At 70.2% G+C, this 14850-nt stretch carries 13 protein-coding genes; 9 read left to right on the top strand and 4 right to left on the bottom strand.

Features of this window, described 5'->3' with window-relative positions:
* Positions 1–14: 14 nt before the first annotated feature.
* From G4D85_RS49525 to G4D85_RS20670, 3 genes are all read left to right on the top strand, one after another.
* Positions 15–443 carry a hypothetical protein gene (locus tag G4D85_RS49525; RefSeq protein WP_240359405.1) on the top strand — a complete coding sequence of 143 codons (429 nt, stop codon included), beginning with the start codon at positions 15–17 and terminating at the stop codon, positions 441–443.
* A gap of 257 nt (positions 444–700) precedes the next feature.
* On the top strand, positions 701–1270 hold the full coding sequence (locus G4D85_RS20675; RefSeq protein WP_240359404.1) for a DUF4833 domain-containing protein: 570 nt from the start codon (positions 701–703) through the stop codon (positions 1268–1270).
* A gap of 283 nt (positions 1271–1553) precedes the next feature.
* Positions 1554–3779, top strand: a complete 2226-nt coding sequence (locus G4D85_RS20670; protein WP_164014555.1) for an RIO1 family regulatory kinase/ATPase domain-containing protein — start codon at positions 1554–1556, stop codon at positions 3777–3779.
* Positions 3780–3806: 27 nt separating this feature from the next.
* On the opposite strand, the gene G4D85_RS20665 is transcribed toward G4D85_RS20670, so the two are convergent.
* Both G4D85_RS20665 and G4D85_RS20660 read right to left on the bottom strand, forming a co-directional pair.
* A complete protein-coding gene (locus tag G4D85_RS20665) occupies positions 3807–4916 on the bottom strand; it encodes an AAA family ATPase (protein WP_338052902.1) in 1110 nt (369 codons plus the stop codon).
* 138 nt (positions 4917–5054) lie between these two features.
* Positions 5055–6068: a zinc-dependent alcohol dehydrogenase family protein gene (locus tag G4D85_RS20660; protein WP_164014553.1), complete on the bottom strand. Its 1014-nt coding sequence runs from the start codon at positions 6066–6068 to the stop codon at positions 5055–5057.
* 76 nt (positions 6069–6144) lie between these two features.
* Here G4D85_RS20660 and G4D85_RS20655 point away from each other — a divergent pair, with 76 nt between their 5' ends.
* Complete coding sequence (locus G4D85_RS20655; RefSeq protein WP_240359402.1) at positions 6145–7140, top strand: cytochrome c family protein; 996 nt, start codon at positions 6145–6147, stop codon at positions 7138–7140.
* A complete protein-coding gene (locus tag G4D85_RS20650) occupies positions 7137–8678 on the top strand; it encodes an NADase-type glycan-binding domain-containing protein (protein WP_164014549.1) in 1542 nt (513 codons plus the stop codon). Before G4D85_RS20655 ends, G4D85_RS20650 begins: the two co-directional genes overlap by 4 nt.
* Here the strand turns inward: G4D85_RS20650 and G4D85_RS20645 are convergent.
* Positions 8654–9136 carry a putative toxin-antitoxin system toxin component, PIN family gene (locus tag G4D85_RS20645; protein ID WP_164014547.1) on the bottom strand — a complete coding sequence of 161 codons (483 nt, stop codon included), beginning with the start codon at positions 9134–9136 and terminating at the stop codon, positions 8654–8656. The two genes, G4D85_RS20650 and G4D85_RS20645, sit on opposite strands and share 25 nt — an antisense overlap.
* Before the next feature lie 53 nt (positions 9137–9189).
* Between G4D85_RS20645 and G4D85_RS20640 the strand changes: the two genes are divergently transcribed.
* From G4D85_RS20640 to G4D85_RS20630, 3 genes are all read left to right on the top strand, one after another.
* Positions 9190–10212: a protein kinase family protein gene (locus tag G4D85_RS20640; RefSeq protein ID WP_164014545.1), complete on the top strand. Its 1023-nt coding sequence runs from the start codon at positions 9190–9192 to the stop codon at positions 10210–10212.
* On the top strand, positions 10212–11189 hold the full coding sequence (locus tag G4D85_RS49520; RefSeq protein ID WP_240359401.1) for a VWA domain-containing protein: 978 nt from the start codon (positions 10212–10214) through the stop codon (positions 11187–11189). The genes G4D85_RS20640 and G4D85_RS49520 overlap by 1 nt, the downstream gene beginning before the upstream one ends.
* Positions 11190–11290: 101 nt before the next feature.
* The gene (locus tag G4D85_RS20630) at positions 11291–12553 is read left to right on the top strand and encodes a hypothetical protein (RefSeq protein ID WP_164014543.1); all 1263 of its coding nucleotides are present in this window, start codon (positions 11291–11293) and stop codon (positions 12551–12553) included.
* A gap of 198 nt (positions 12554–12751) precedes the next feature.
* Here G4D85_RS20630 and G4D85_RS20625 read toward each other — a convergent pair whose 3' ends face one another.
* Positions 12752–14020, bottom strand: a complete 1269-nt coding sequence (locus G4D85_RS20625; RefSeq protein WP_205525634.1) for a hypothetical protein — start codon at positions 14018–14020, stop codon at positions 12752–12754.
* 403 nt (positions 14021–14423) lie between these two features.
* Here G4D85_RS20625 and G4D85_RS48885 point away from each other — a divergent pair, with 403 nt between their 5' ends.
* On the top strand, positions 14424–14726 hold the full coding sequence (locus G4D85_RS48885) for a hypothetical protein (RefSeq protein WP_205525633.1): 303 nt from the start codon (positions 14424–14426) through the stop codon (positions 14724–14726).
* The last annotated feature ends 124 nt before the right edge of the window (positions 14727–14850 follow it).

Here is a 14850-nt window from a genome sequence, read left to right as displayed (position 1 = left end):
CGAATGGGGAGCCCGTGGCCGGCCGCTCGCTCGCGGGCGGAGGCGTCGGCTCGGCGCGGGGCGCGGGCGGAGCCGTCCGCGTGGCGGGCTTCGGGGCCGCCTTCCTCGCGGCGGGCTTCGCCGCGGCCTTCCGGGCACCGGCCTTCCGAGCGGCCGGCTTCGCGGCCCCCGCCCTCTTCGTGGCCGCCTTCCGGGCGCCAGCCTTCTTCACCGCCGCCTTCTTCACCGCCGCCTTCTTCGCCGCGCCCCGCTTCGGCGCGGACTTCTTCGCGCCGGCCTTCCGGGCCGCGGGCTTCTTCGAGACCGCCTTCTTCGCGGTGGAGGTTCGCCGGGGTGACTTCTTCGCAGCAGCCGTCTTGCGTGACTTCGTCGCCATGATGAGCCCCTCCGTGGGCGCGGCCATCGTAGCGCCGACCCGGTGCGGGACAGCAACAGGCGCCTGAGCGCAGAGGCCTCGGGAAGCGCCGCGTCGAGACCGGGCGCGCACCGGCCGACACGAGGCCGTGACACGAAGGGACGCCCTGGAGTCCCCCTGCCCGGAGGCTCGCACGAACCTGGCGGTACGCGCGGCAACGGTGAGAATGTCATCGGCTGGGGCCCGGGTGCTGACGCGTTTCATGCACTCCGCCCCGCGAATCGCGCGACGCCCCTGGCACCCGGCCCAGCGTCGCCTCAAATCAGCCGGGAAGGGGGACGACGCGTGCGACAGCAGGACTGGAGGTGGGCCGGCCTCGGACTGGCGCTGCTGCTGAGCAGCCCCCCGGTGCTCGCCGGGCCGGCGGTCCAGGCGGCCCCGGGGGTGAAGGCCCCGCAGGCCCGGGCCGCGGACTCCGCCTTCTTCATCGCTCGGAGCACCAACAAGAACCAGGTCCACTACGGCATCCGGGTGGACGGCGACTGCCGCCCCCAGGGGGACAAGCCGGTGCACGCCTACTGGCGGATGCTGGAGAAGGGGGACAAGGCCACCGAGCCGCTCCTCGGCCGCGAGGGGCCCGCCTATGGCCTGGGCGACGTGCAGCAGGTGGAGGCCACCCCGTCGGGCTGGCGCGTCCACATCCGGCTGCGGGCCTGGCCCGAGCGCACCATCGACCTGGACGTCTTCCGGGAGAACGGCCGCTGCGCCGCCCGGGCGTTCACCCTGCTGGACGGCAAGGTGGCCCAGATTGACCGCATCTTCGTGAAGACGGCCTGGCCCTCGGGCGTGGACTACGTGCTGCTCAGCGGCACCGGGCAGGATGGCCGCTCGCTCCGGGAGGTCATCAAGAAGTAGGCGGGCCGTCCGGCGGGCGATTAGCCATTCGGACGCCTCCTTGCCTACCCTGGTCCCGAATGACCCACCTGCACAGGTACGAAGCCCTGGCTAGCCTGGAACCCTGGCCTACAAACTGCTAGCAGGCCGAGTGCCGGTCCTCACGGCTGCTTGTCGTCGTAAGGCGGTAGCAAGAGGGGCTCGCGAGATGTTCACATGCCGCTGCGCGTAGCGAACAGGGCCGCCCGCGCGCACCCAGCAGCCAACACCCCTGCCCGGACCCCACCAGGACTTCCGCGTCTGAATGAATGACTCACTAGAGACTCTCCTCGCCGACGGCATCATCGAGGCCGTCATCGGCCAGCTGAAGACCGGCAAGGAGGCGGAGGTGTGGCTGGTACAGCACGCCGGCCAGGTGGTGGCGGCCAAGCTGTACAAGGAGCGCCACGAGCGCAACTTCCGCAACAACGTAGGGTACCGAGAGGGGCGCGAGGTTCGTAACTCGCGCACACGTCGGGCCATGGCGAGTGGCAGCCGCTTCGGGCAGGCCGCCGCGGAAGACGCGTGGAAGAGCGCCGAGTCGGACTCGCTCTACAAGCTGCACGCCCAGGGTGTGCGCGTGCCCACGCCGGTGCTGTTCTACGAGGGCATCCTGCTGATGGAGCTGGTGCTGGACCCCGAGGGCCATCCCGCCCCTCGGCTGGTGGAAGCCCCGCCAGCGACGCCGGAGGAAGCGCACGCGCTCTACCTGGACCTGCGGTCCCAGGTGGTGAACATGCTCTGCGCCGACCTCATCCACGGCGACCTGTCGCCGTACAACATCCTGATGAGCTGGCAGGGCGCCATCATCATCGACTTCCCGCAGACGGTGGCGGCGGCGCGCAACAACCAGGCGGAGTTCTACTTCCGGCGGGACCTGGACAACGTCCGCAACTTCCTCGCGGGCATCGCGCCGTGGCTGTACGACGCCGAGGGAGAGACGAGCGAAATCTGGAATGCCTACGTGCGCCGCGAGCTGACCCCGGACTTCACGCCCCGGGGCAACTTCCGCGAGGCGCCGCGCAAGGGTGGCGCCAAGGGGCCGCGCGACGGCCGCCAGGGCTTCGTGCCGGAGCGCATGGCGCCGGCGGAGCTGGTGCCGGTAGCGCAGACCAACATGACGCCCGAGGAAGCAGCCGAAGCCGAGCTGCGCGAGCTGGAGGCCCTGGTGCTGAAGCAGGGCGGCGGCGAGCGTGGCAAGCCGGCGGCGTCGGCGCCTCCGCGAGGGGGACGGAATCGCTCGGGAGGTGGCAGGCCGCCGCCACGCGCGGGTGGCAACCGTCCGCCCGGAGCGGGTGGCAGTGGGCCGCGTCCGCCGCAGAACGGGCAGCGCGCGGCGAGCGGGGGACAGTCCGTCGCCGGTGGGCCACGGGGCGGCGGCAACGCGCGTCCCGGTCCGAACGAGCCGCGAGCGGCAGGCAACCCGGGTGCGCGCCCCAACGAGTCGCGGGGCGGGAACCCTCAGGGTGCCCGGAGCAACGAGCCTCGTGGAGGGAATCCTCAGGGTGCCCGGAGCAACGAGCCGCGCGGAGGAAACAACCCGGGTGCGCGCTTCAGTGAGCAGCGTGGCGGCAACGCCCCGGGCGTGAGCGTCAACGAGCAGCGCGGCGGCAACAACCCGGGTGCGCCTTTCAAGGAACATCGCGGGCAGGGCAATCCGGGTGCCCGCATCAACGAGCAACGAGCGGGCAGCAACCCGGGAGCGCGCCTCAACGAGCAACGAGCGGGCAGCAACCCGGCCGCTCGCTTCAGTGAGCAGAGCGGTGGAAGCAACCCAGGCGGGCCTTTCAACGAGTCGCGCGGCAGAAGCCCCCAGGGTATGCGCTCCAACGAGCCGCGAGGCGGAAACAACCCGAACGCGCGCTTCAACGAGCCGCGCGGGCAGGGCAGCGCGAATGCGCGCTTCAGCGAATCGCGCACGGGAGGCGGCGAGAGCCCCGTGTGGAACGAGCCGCGAAGCGGTGCCGCTCCCGCCGTGTCCTCTCCTTCGAACGAGCCGCGCGCGGAGGGTGGACGTCCTGCCCGGAACGACCCGCGCTCGGGCGGCAATGGCCGTCCTCCCCGGAACGAGCGGTCCGGAGGCAATGGCCGCCCGCCCCGGAACGACCCGCGAGCTGGCTTCGCCGCCACGAGCGAGCCGCGTGACGGCGAGGGCACGCCCCCACGCGACGAGCAGCGAGGCAACGGGTACACGCCAAGGGGCGAGCCACGTGGAGGGAACACGCCTCGCGGTGAGCGGCGTGGAGGTCCGGGCCGTCAGCAGCCGGTGGTGGAGACGCGTCCTTCGGCGACCACGCCGCCCTCGGGGCCCGCGACCAACAGCCTCCGCGAGCCGCGCTCGGGGGGCTCGGGCAACGGTCCCCGCCAGCCTCGGCAGGGGCCGAACCGTGGGGGGCCCCGTGCTCCGCGCGGCGCCTCCGCTCCCCAGGTGTCCTTCGTCGGCCGTCCAGCCTCGTCGTCAGACCCGGGGCCTCACGAGACGGGCTCCTGAGCGGGTCGAGCCTCTCGCGAGAGGGGCTCAGGCACGCACGACGGAGACCTCGCGGCCCGCGGGCGTTCGCGCGCGGGTCGCAAGGGTGCGCTCGGCAATGGGGGCTGCCCGCCGCGCCGGTCGAAGATGACCAGCCAGCCGGTGTCGAGCCCCAGCCCCGCCAGATATCTGTCGAGCTGCGCCAGCCCTTCCTCCAGTGGAGCCCATTCGCACGAGTCCCAGCTCCTGGACGAAACGAAGGTCGTCCTGAGGCACGTCGCCCAGCGCGAGGCCCGCGAGCATGCGCCGCACGCGAGGCTCGCGCAGGCGCTCCGCGAGACTGTCCAGATGCGTGTCTTGACGCTTGAGGAGAATCTCCTTCGCCGCGTCCACATGCGCCGAGGTCAGGCCCTGCGTCCGGTCCGGCACGAGCTGTTCCACCATCTGCCGGGCCAGGGCATTCACCAGCCAGGGCTGGCCCTGAGTCCAGTAGAAGGCGCGGTCCACCGCCTCCTGGAGGAAGGGCTGGCCGGTGTCGTCCGTGTGCTGCTGGTAAAGCTCTGCCACCTCATCGCGCGTGAAGTTGCGCAGGGTGAGCGACTCCACCTTGATGTTGAAGGGACTGGACGTGCCCAGGTGCTCCCTGTCCCCCGAGGCGATCTTGTAGTCCCGCACGTCACGCAGGCCGCACAGGACGACGGAGGAAGGAAAGCCACCGGGTCTGTCGTGGAAACCCGCACGGAGCTGACGCAGCACGGTGAGCAGCCCCTGTCCGCGCAGGGCGTCGATTTCATCGAAGAAGAGCACCAGGGGCCGGGGGCATACGCGAGCCCAACTGGACAGAGCAGCCCCCAGAAGCACCGTATCGGCCTCCGCCGGGAAAGGTGGCGGGTGCAGCTCCGTGGGAAGATAGAGTTCAGCACTGCGACGGATATGGGCCAGGAGGGCTCGCTGAGCCTCGGCAACATCATCGCCAGCCACCTCACCCGCTTCGCACGAGAAGTGAAGGGCGGCATACCTGCCTGACGCGGTGAGCTGCTGAGCCAGAGACCGAAGTGCCGTCGTCTTGCCTACCTGCCTTGGCGCATGCAAGACGAAGTAGTTCCTCTGGTCGATAAGCGGGTAGACCTCAGGGAGACGGCGCAAAGCCGGCAGCATGTAGTGGTCGGCCGCAACACACGGACCCGAGGTGTTGAACCAGCGAGGCATATCGCGAGGGTAACACCTTCCCGTTGCGCGTCCTCCGCGACCTGCACGCCCGCCTGCCCCGGTACACAGAGGCAGTCCGGAATCTCATCACCCCACCCGGATGACCACCTTCCCGAAGTGCGCACCGCTCTTGAGGTACTCGAAGGCGGCGCGCGCCTCGGCGAAGGGGAACACGCGGTCCACCACGGGGCGGACGCCATGCAGCGTCAGCGCGCGGTTCATCGCCTCGAACCCCTGACGGTGCCCCACCAGGATGCCCTGCACCCGCAGGTTCTGCATCAGGATGGGCGTGAGCGGCATGTTCCCCGCGCCGCCGCTGAGCACGCCGATGACGGACACCGTGCCGCCGACGCGCACCGCGCGCAGTGACTTCTCGAACGTCCCCGCCCCACCCACCTCCACGACGTGGTCCACCCCCACGCCGCCCGTCAGCGCGCGCGCCGCCTTGTCCCAGTCCGGCGTCGTCACGTAGTTGATGACCTCGTGCGCTCCCAGCGCGCGGGCCTTCTCCAGCTTGTCGTCGCGGCTGGACGTGAGGATGACGCGCGCCCCCAGCATCCGGGCTATCTGCAAGCCGAAGATGGAGACACCGCCAGTGCCCTGCACCAGCACCGTGTCCCCCGCCTTGAGCGCCCCGTAGGTGACGAGCGCGCTCCACGCCGTGAGGGCCGCGCACGGCAGCGTCGCGGCCTCCTCGTCGGACAGGTGCGCGGGCGTGGGCACCACGCCGTCCTCGTGGAGCACCATCGTATCCGCGAGCGCGCCATCCAGCGGCCCGCCGAGCGTGCTCGTCTGCGCGGCCCGGCTCGGCTCTCCGGCGAGCCACGCCTGCGAGAAGAGGCCCATCACCCGGTCGCCGGGCTTCACGCGGGTGACGCCCGGCCCCACCGCGTCCACCACACCCGCTCCGTCCGAGTTGGGAACGAGCGGCAGCTTCTGCCGGGGGTTGTAGCGTCCCTCCACCATCATCAGGTCGCGCTGGTTGAGGCTCGTGGCCTTCACCCGCACCCGCACCTGGAAGGGACCCGGCGTGGGGTCTGGCCGCTCGCAGGACACCAGCTTGTCCAGCCCGAATCCGTCTCGAATCTCGTAGGCCTTCATGGGCGCCCTTCTAGCGCGCCCCGAGGGGGTAGGGTCGCCCTTTCACCGTCCGTGCGCCTACACTCTGTCGCCAACAGTGCACGCCCTCCTGCTCCTCACCTGCTCGCTGCTGGCCACCGCGCCCGACCCGCGCTTCCCGCTGGGCACCGCGAGGATGGAGCCGGGCCCCGCGCCGCACGGGCTGCCCGACTGGAACCTCCAGCGCTGCGAGGAGTGCCACTCCGCCCAGGTGGAGTCCTGGCGCCACAGCGGCCACGCGAGCGCGCGCACCGACGACGTCTTCCAGGTCGCCATCACCGAGGACCGTCCCGCCTGGTGCGTCCAGTGCCACGCGCCGCTCGCGCGCAACCTGGAGCGAGGTCCCCTCCCGCCCGACAGCCCCGCCGAGGAGCGCGGAGTCACCTGCGCGGGCTGCCACGCGGCACTCGGTGAGGCCAGGGCCACACCCGGAATGCCCTGCGCGGGCTGCCACCAGTTCGGCTTCCCGGTGCTGGACGGAGGCGGCCAGCGGGTGCGCCTGTCCTCCACCCAGTGGCAGCAGGACACGGTGGGCGAGTGGAAGCGCTGGCGCGAGCAGTCCGGAGACACCCGTGACTGTGTGAGCTGCCACATGCCCCGCGGAGACCACGGCCTCGGGGGCACGCGGCGCACCGAGTCGCTCAAGGCCTCGCTCGTGGTGGAGCAGGCGCGGGGCGCACTCGTCGTCTCCACGCGCGACGTGGGCCACGCCTGGCCCACGGGTGACGTCATGCGCTGGGCCAGCGTGGAAGTCTCGAACGAGCCCCTGTTCGAGTCCCCCCGCACGGTGGCCACCTTCGGCCGCCGGCTGGAGATGCGCGCCTGGCCGGGCGAGCCGCTGCCGCACCTGGGCGCGGTGGAGGACACGCGCCTGTTGCCCGGCAAGCCGCGCCGGGTGCCCGTGCCCGCGAGCGCCCGCTACGCCCGCATCGTCTATCACCTCGTGTCCCGGGAGCAGGAGGACTCGGGGCTCTATCCCGCGGGGCTGTCGCGGCTGGTGCTGTGGGCCGCGCCGCTGCAACCCCGCCCGCCGTCGAAGGAGCACACGCCATGATTCTCCTCGCCCTCATCCTCGCCGCAGCGCCGCCGGTGATGCTCGAACCCGATGCGGGCGGAGCGAAACGGCTGCACCCGCGCAGGGTGACGTCGTCCTCCTTCCTGGAGAACGGCTGGAACAAGCACGCGCAGAACTACCTGCCGCTGTACGTGGCCGACGACGACCCGGCCACCGCGTGGGTGGAGGGCGCGAAGGGGCGCGGCGAGGGCGAGGCGCTGGAGTGGTGGGGCCCCGCGCTGACCAGGGCGAAGTCCTTCCGCGTCTTCGTGCGCAACGGCTTCCAGAAGTCCGACAAGCTCTTCCGCGCCAACGCGCGCCCGCGCAAGGTGAAGCTGGAGCCGCTGGTCCAGGGCGAGACGGGCCCGCAGGTGACGGGCACCGCGCTGGAGACGGAACTGAAGGACGTCCAGGGCTGGCAGGAGGTGCGCCTGCCGGTGCCCGCGAAGGTGGACGGCGTCCGCCTCACGCTCGTCTCCACCTTCCCGGGCACCGCGTACGACGACACCTGCCTCAGTGATTTGCGCGTCTACGTGGAGGGCGAGGACCCCTACAAGCCCGAGGCGGAAGCCGCCGCCTACGAGCAGGTGCGTGCCTTCGCCTACGAGCGGAAGCAGGCCGCCGCGCGCAACGACACCCAGGCGAAGCTGGAGTGGGCGCCGCGCTACAAGGCGGAGACGCTGCTGACGCATGAGCGCGATTGGGACCCGGAAGCCAACCCCAAGGTGACCCGGGCCGTCGGCTTCCTCCAGGACGTCCCCGACAACGCGAGCTACCGTGAGGCGCTCGTCAAGGCGCGAGCGGTGGCCGCCCTGTTCGACCGGGCGGACCTGGAGCACAAGGGCCAGGCCTCGGAGGCCCGTGCGAAGTGGACGCGGGTGAAGCCCGCCCAGCTCCGCCCCCAGAAGGCCGCGGCGAGGGCGTCGCTCTCCGCCATGGATGACGACGGAGTGGTGCGCGTCGCCGGACTGCTGCACCTGGCCGAGGCCTCCTTCTTCGAGGCCGACGCCAACCAGGCGCAGATGCGCGCCAACCTCGAGAAGACCCGGAAGACGGAAGCCCGAGCCCTGGCCGCCTGCGTGCGCCAGTGCGAGGAGGACCGGAAGACGGCGCCTGCCCCGGTGGACGGCCACGGCTTCACCTGTGAGGAGGGGTGCCTGGGCTTCGACGAGAGCACCATCGGCCTGAAGACCCAGAAGCTCAAGCACCAGTTGGAAGGAGGAGAGTTCGCCATGGGCCCCCTGGCGCGTCCCACCGCGTTCCTCCGCGGGATGACGGAGGACTCGGGGAACCGGGAGGTCTTTCTCACCTTCCGCCAGACGCTCGTCAGCTACGCGGGCGACAAGGCCGGCGCGGTGCTCGTCCACACCCAGTTGGAAGAGATGGAAGAGGAACGCCAGTACAGCGAGCCCCTGCGCATCCACGTGCTCGAGTGGAGCGAGTCGGGAGGCAAGGCGCGCGTGGCCTCCATCACCTCCTTCCTCGTCGGACACAACTCGGTGCGCGTGGTGCGCTACCGGCCCGCCACCAACGCCTGAATCCGCTCCACCGCCTGCCGGACGGTGAGGATGATGAAGGGCAGTCCGGCGCGGTCCGCCATGGACAGCACCCGCTTGTCCTTGCTCACCAGCCACGCGGCGCCGGCCCGGGCGGCCAGGCGGAGGAACATCTGGTCGTCCCTGTCCCGGCAGCGGGGCAGCTCCGGCGTGGGCAACCCCTCCCCCGCCGGCACCACGCGCACGAGGGCGCGATAGCGCTCCTGCGCGGTCTGTCGCGCCGCCGCGTCCCAGCCCGGCCGGAAGTTGCGAGAGGCGAGCACGTACCCCAGCTCCGCCAGCGTGTCCGCGTCTGCCCAGGCCGTGAGCGTCCCTGCGTACAGGGCCTTGGCGAGGGGCCGCACGTGCGCGCCCTCGAAGGCGAAGAGGTCCAGCACCACGTTGGTGTCGAGCACCACGGGCAGCGACGGGGACGGAGACTCGGGGGCGGCTGGAGGCATGGGGGATTCCGGAAGGCGTACGCTATGCTCGCCCGGGAGACCATGAGGGTGGGATGGAATTACAGCTCCTGAAGTGTCCTGGCTGCGGGGCGAAGCTCCCGCCACCGTCCGCGCCCAATGGCATCCTCGACTGCGAGTACTGCGGCGCCATGGTGTCGGCGTCGGGCTCCGCGGTGTGGCCCAGGCCCGCGCGCCCCGCGGACGACCCGCCCTTCGCGCCGGACCGTCCCCGCGTCACCGTCGCGGGCACGCGCTACGTGCTGCTCGGGCGGCTGGGCCGGGGCGACAGCAGCGACGTGTTCCTCGCACGGCGCGACGCGCGTATCACTGAAATGGTGGTGCTCAAGGTCGTCCGGGCCCTGTCGGACGCGGACCTCGTCGCGCGCGAGTACGAGCTGCTCGAAGAGCTGCACCGCGGCGACGCGCAGGGTGCCGAGCACTTCACGCGACTCCTGCCGCAGCCCGTGGCCCGGGGGCCCGTGAAGGACCCGGAGGGCACGCCCCGCGCGGCGGCGGTGTACCGCTGGAGCAGTGGCTTCCAGCACTCGCTCACCGACGTGCGCGACGTCTACTCCAGCGGAGTAGACCCGCGCGCGGCGGTGTGGATGTGGAAGCGCCTGCTGGAGGTGCTGGGCTTCGTGCACCGCAGCGGCTACGTGCATGGCGCCGTGCTGCCACCGCACCTGCTGGTGCACCCGAGAGACCACGGACTCATGCTGGTGGGCTGGTCCAGCGCCATGCGCTTCGCCTCGCGCCAGCCCCTGCCCTGCACCAGCGCGCGGCACCGGGACTTCTACCCCGAGGCCCTCTGGAACGGCGACGCGCCCAACCCCACCACGGACCTGGTGATGGCCGCGCGCTCCATCGCCTGGGTGCTGGGAGGAGACCCCGCGTCCGGCGCCGTGCCCGGAGGCGTGCCGCCCGCGCTGGCCGACCTGCTGAGGCAGCAGTGTGACGTGGACCACCGCGAGGTGGCCTACGACGCGTGGCAGCTCAAGGAGCGGGTGAGCCTCGCGGCGCGCGAGTCCTTTGGAGAGCCGAAGTTCATTCACTTCACCATGCCGGGGTGGCGCTGATGGGACACGGGAGCTACAGCTACGAAGCCCACGAGACGATGACGCGGGCGCGGGCGGAGCTGCCGCGCCAGGAGGTCTTCCGTCAGCGCCGCTGCCATCCGCTGATGGAGCCGCAAGGCGTGAAGTGGCGCGAGAGCCGCGACAGCGAGGCGCATCCCCAGTCTCTGGGCATCATCTTCTCGCTGGATGTCACCGGCTCCATGGGGGACATCCCCGACATGCTGGCGCGCCAGCGGCTGCCGGCCTTCATGAAGGCGCTGCTGGACGCGGGCATCCCCGACCCGCAGGTGCTCTTCATGGCCGTGGGTGATGCCGACAGCGACCACGCGCCGCTCCAGGTGGGCCAGTTCGAGTCCTCCGAGCGGCAGATGGACCAGTGGCTGACGTGGAGCTACCTGGAAGGGGGCGGCGGACCGGTGGGCTCGGAGTCCTACGAGCTGGGCATGTACTTCGCCGCCCGCCACACGGACCTGGACTGCTGGCGCAAGCGCCAGCGCCGGGGCTACTTCTTCATGACGGGCGACGAGCGGCCCTACGGCTACGTCTCTCGCCTGCAGGTGGCGCAGTTCATCGGTGACACGCTCGACCAGGACCTGCCGGTGAAGCAGGTGGTGGATGAGCTGCAGCGCACCTATGAGCCGTTCTTCCTCATCCCGGACCTCGCGCGGCGGCGCCTCTGCGAGCGCGACTGGCGGGAGCTGCTCGGCGACCGCGTCATCTGCATGGAGGACCCCAGCGACACCGTGGAGGTGGCGGCGGGGCTGGTGGGGCTCTGCGAGGGCGCCTTCCCGGACCTGGACGCGCTCGCCCGTCACCTGAAGGGCCAGGGCCTGACGCGGCAGCGGCTGGGCGCCGTCATCCGCGCGCTCACACCCTTCGCGGCGACGCTGGGACGGGATGGCGTCCCCCGGCCCCCCCTGGAGGACGAGCACCTCCCGACGAACGACGACAACTCGGGCCACCGTCGCATCCCTTGAGGCGGCCCCGCGGACCTGCCGTGGACCCGGGCACAGCCAGCTTCGGGCCCCCGGGGCGTATACGTCGTCAGGACGTACGCCTTTTCCGCGACAGGTGCCGCATGCCTCTGCCAAGACTGACCCTCCTCTCCGCCATCCTGTTCACGGGCTGTGCGGCAACCGCCCCCGAGACCCGGACCGGCCCCACCACCGCGCCCACGAGTGAAACCGCCCCCGCGCCCGCCGCGAAGAGCGAGCCGCGCACCATCCGTGAGGCACTCGCCCGGGAAGTCGCGCAGCCGCTGCCGCGCAAGGCCGTGGAGGCGGAGGGAGTCCTCTTCCGGGGCACGGCGTCGGCGGCCGGCGCGCCGGAGCTGATGAAGCACCCCAATGGCAGCACCCTCCTCACCCTGCCTATTGGCACCTCCGTGCCCATCACCTGTCTCTTCTACCCACAGCCCATCGACGCGGGTGCCGCGGCGAGGAGCCTCTTCGAGTCGCTCCTGGAGGACGTCACCCTGCAGCAGGTGCGCACCACGGACGTGAAGTCCATCGCGGGCAGCCCCGCGCTGTACCTCGTGGGAGAGTTCACGCGAGGCACCGGCGACGCCACGAAGGTGGGCGAAATCAAGGTGATGGTGCACGCCGACCCCGTCCTGCCCAAGGCCTGCTTCCACGACGAGCTGGGCTACACGCGGACCTTCCTCGACGTCACCGAGTCCGTCGCCATGGGCCTCACCTCCACGGCACCGGAGCAGCCGGTAGCGCCCTACTACAGCGACGTGCACGTGTTGCGGGTAGGCAGCCAGCCCTTCGGGTTCCAGTACACCGCGCACTTCGGCGCCAAGACGGGCGGGAGCATCCTCGAGGTCAGCAGCACGATGGTGAGCCCCGGGGCGCCCGGGCGGCTCCAGTTCCTGGACACCAACATCACGGAGCAGGCGGACACCGCCGGTGTGCTCGTGAGCAAGAGCTACGCGAAGCGGGTCAACCAGACAGTCGAAGCGAACGTGCGCCTGCGCCGGCAGGAGGACGGGAGCTACGGCGTCGAGGGCCAGGTGGGCGGCAAGGACGTGAAGGCGAGCCTGAGCGGTGAGCTCATCGGAGAGGTGGGACTCGCCGCACGGCTGCGCGAGGGGCTGCTGAAGGGCCAGGGCGATTCGCTTGAGGCCATGCTGTGGGTGCCCCCGGCCAACCCGTCCGCGCCGACAAAGGTGGTGGTCCGCCCGCGTGCTGGCGCGGGAGCGCGCGCCGCCACGGTGCAGGTGGGCTCGATGTCCATGAACGCAGAGCACGATGCCCACGGCTTTCTCCAGCGGTCGGAGGCGTCCGCCGGGAACGCCACCCTCGTCCAGGAGCGGCTGACCCAGAAGGGCGAGCCGTAGCGGTCGCCGGCCTCGAACACGGAGAGGGGGCCGCCTCTACGTGTTCGACCCGACCTTCGGCCCTAGACGACCACCACGCCCTCCTCCGGCGGCGAGCAGACGACGTTGCCCTTCGCCGGGTCCTCCTGCGCCAGCGTGAAGGGTGGTGGGCTGGTGCAGAAGAAAACGAGGAGGGCAGCCGCCCCACGAGACGGTGGGCTACTCTTTCGGCCCGAGGACGCGCAGGCGCAGGTAATCCCAGACATGCTGGCCCGTCTGGTTCGGGTTCCGCAGCATGACGATCAAGTTTGCGCCGGCAGTGACCGGGTCATCCACCTGCCGGTCCGCTGCGCTGCAACTCGAATCCCATGCCGGGTACTTATCCGCGCTCTTGTGCGCATCGAGCGCCTTCTTGTCCTGAACCTGCACCCGGTAGTCGTGGAAATCCTCGACAGGTGAGCAGGCGACGAAGGCCGAGCCGGCGAGTCGCTTGTCGATGGGGCGACGGCGCGTGTGCCCCTGCGCATAGGAGTCCTGGATCAGGTGCAAGAGTGCACCCATCGCGAGCCGCTGCGTCCTGCGCTCCTTGTCGGCGACCGGAAGGACCACTCTACACTTGCCGGCGCCCACCTCGTCGCAGCTCGTGTAGAGCAACTCCTCTATCTTCATCGAGTTCGGGTACATGGGCAGCGTCTTCCACAACCAGAAGCCGCTTTCGCGGTTGCAGTAACGCTGGTCAAAGACCCGCTGAGTGAACCCGTCCTCACCGGGAAAGAGAGGGTCTGTGGCGTGTGTCTCGCCTTTGGCCAATGGGACGAGCCATTTCACCCATTGCTCCATGCCCTCTTTCACGGGCTTTTGCGCGAGCTCACAAGTGGGGCTATCGGAGCGACCTTTATCTTTCTCGCACCACGGAGCGGCGGGGATCATGGCGTGGAGGAACTGCAGATTCCCGAAATGAGACATGCAATACCTGTTGGCACAGGACAGATATTCGTTCTGTAGCTTCGTACAGACGTGGAAGTGGTTCACCAGGGCGCGGCCTTCGCGCGTGGGGCTGCTGTGCAGCCGGGTGGGGTCATCCGGCCAGAGCACGCCATCGATGATTTCTCTGACTTCATCCAGGTCGTAGCTGCTTCCGCTGGGCGAGCGCAGGTCGCGCGTCTTCTTGCCTCTATACGCGAGGTACGCATTTCCCAACTCTCCCAAGTTCTTCGAGAACCCCGAGCAGTCCAGAGTCGACCGCCCCGTCGTGAATGCACCGGCCAGTGCCTGGTTCGCACAGGCAAGGCTCGCCAGGGTCATCGCTTCATGGACAGGCTCGAAGCCGAGCCCTTGGGCAGCGGCGTGTGGCACGACTTCGTATGCATCGGCGCGCGTCACCGCCAACAGCGCGATTGACGTGGAAAGGTAGAGCAACCGGGTCAGGGCCATGACCGCGATTAAACACGCGCGGGAAATTGAGATCCAATCTACCTTCGCGTACATGGGCTGTCGTTGTGGGCCGGCCCACCCATCCCTTGCACGAAACGCTCAGCCACAGTTCTGCTCTCCGCTGACGGGGGCCTCACCCACTCTGGGCGCTGAGCCGGGTATGGGCATGCGAAGCCAGTCCCACTTCTCCCTGTCCCAAAACTGCTCCGCCCACCCAGGCGGGCCGCGGCCGCATCTCCGCGGCACCGGAGCAACCGGTGCCGCCCTACTACAGCGGTGGGCAGGTGTTGCGGGTGGGCAACCTAGCCTTCGGGTTCCAGTACACCGCGCGCTTTGGCTCCAAGATAGGTGGGAGCATCCTCGAAGTCAGCACCACGATGGTGCGCCCGGGGCTCCAGCCCAGCGCCAGTTCCAGGACACCAACATCACGGGGCAGGCGGACAGCGCCGGTGTGCTCGTGAAGAAGAGCTACGCGAAGCGGGTCAACAAAACAGTCGAAGCGAACGTGCGCCTGCGCCGGCAGGAGGACGGGAGCTACGGCGTCGAGGGCCAGGTGGGAGGCAAGGACGTGCAGGCGCGCCTGAACGGTGAGCACATCGGGGAGGTGGGCTGCGCCACGCGGCTGCGCGAGGGGCTGCTGAAGGGCCAGGGCGAGAAGCTTGATGCCACGATGTGGATGCCTCCGAGCAAAGTGTCCGGCCGACAAAGATGGTACTCCATCCGCGCGCCGCCACGATGGGGATGGGCTCGATGTCCATGAACGCAGAGCACGATGCCCACGGCTTTCTCCAGCGGTCGGAGGCGTCCGCCGGGAACGCCACCCTCGTCCAGGAGCGGCTGACCCAGAAGGGCGAGCCGTAGCGGTCGCCGGCCTCGAACACGGA

Origin of the sequence: Pyxidicoccus trucidator (assembly GCF_010894435.1) — a bacterium.
GTDB classification, from domain to species: Bacteria; Myxococcota; Myxococcia; order Myxococcales; family Myxococcaceae; genus Myxococcus; species Myxococcus trucidator.
This window is presented reverse-complemented; position numbering and strand designations above follow the sequence as displayed.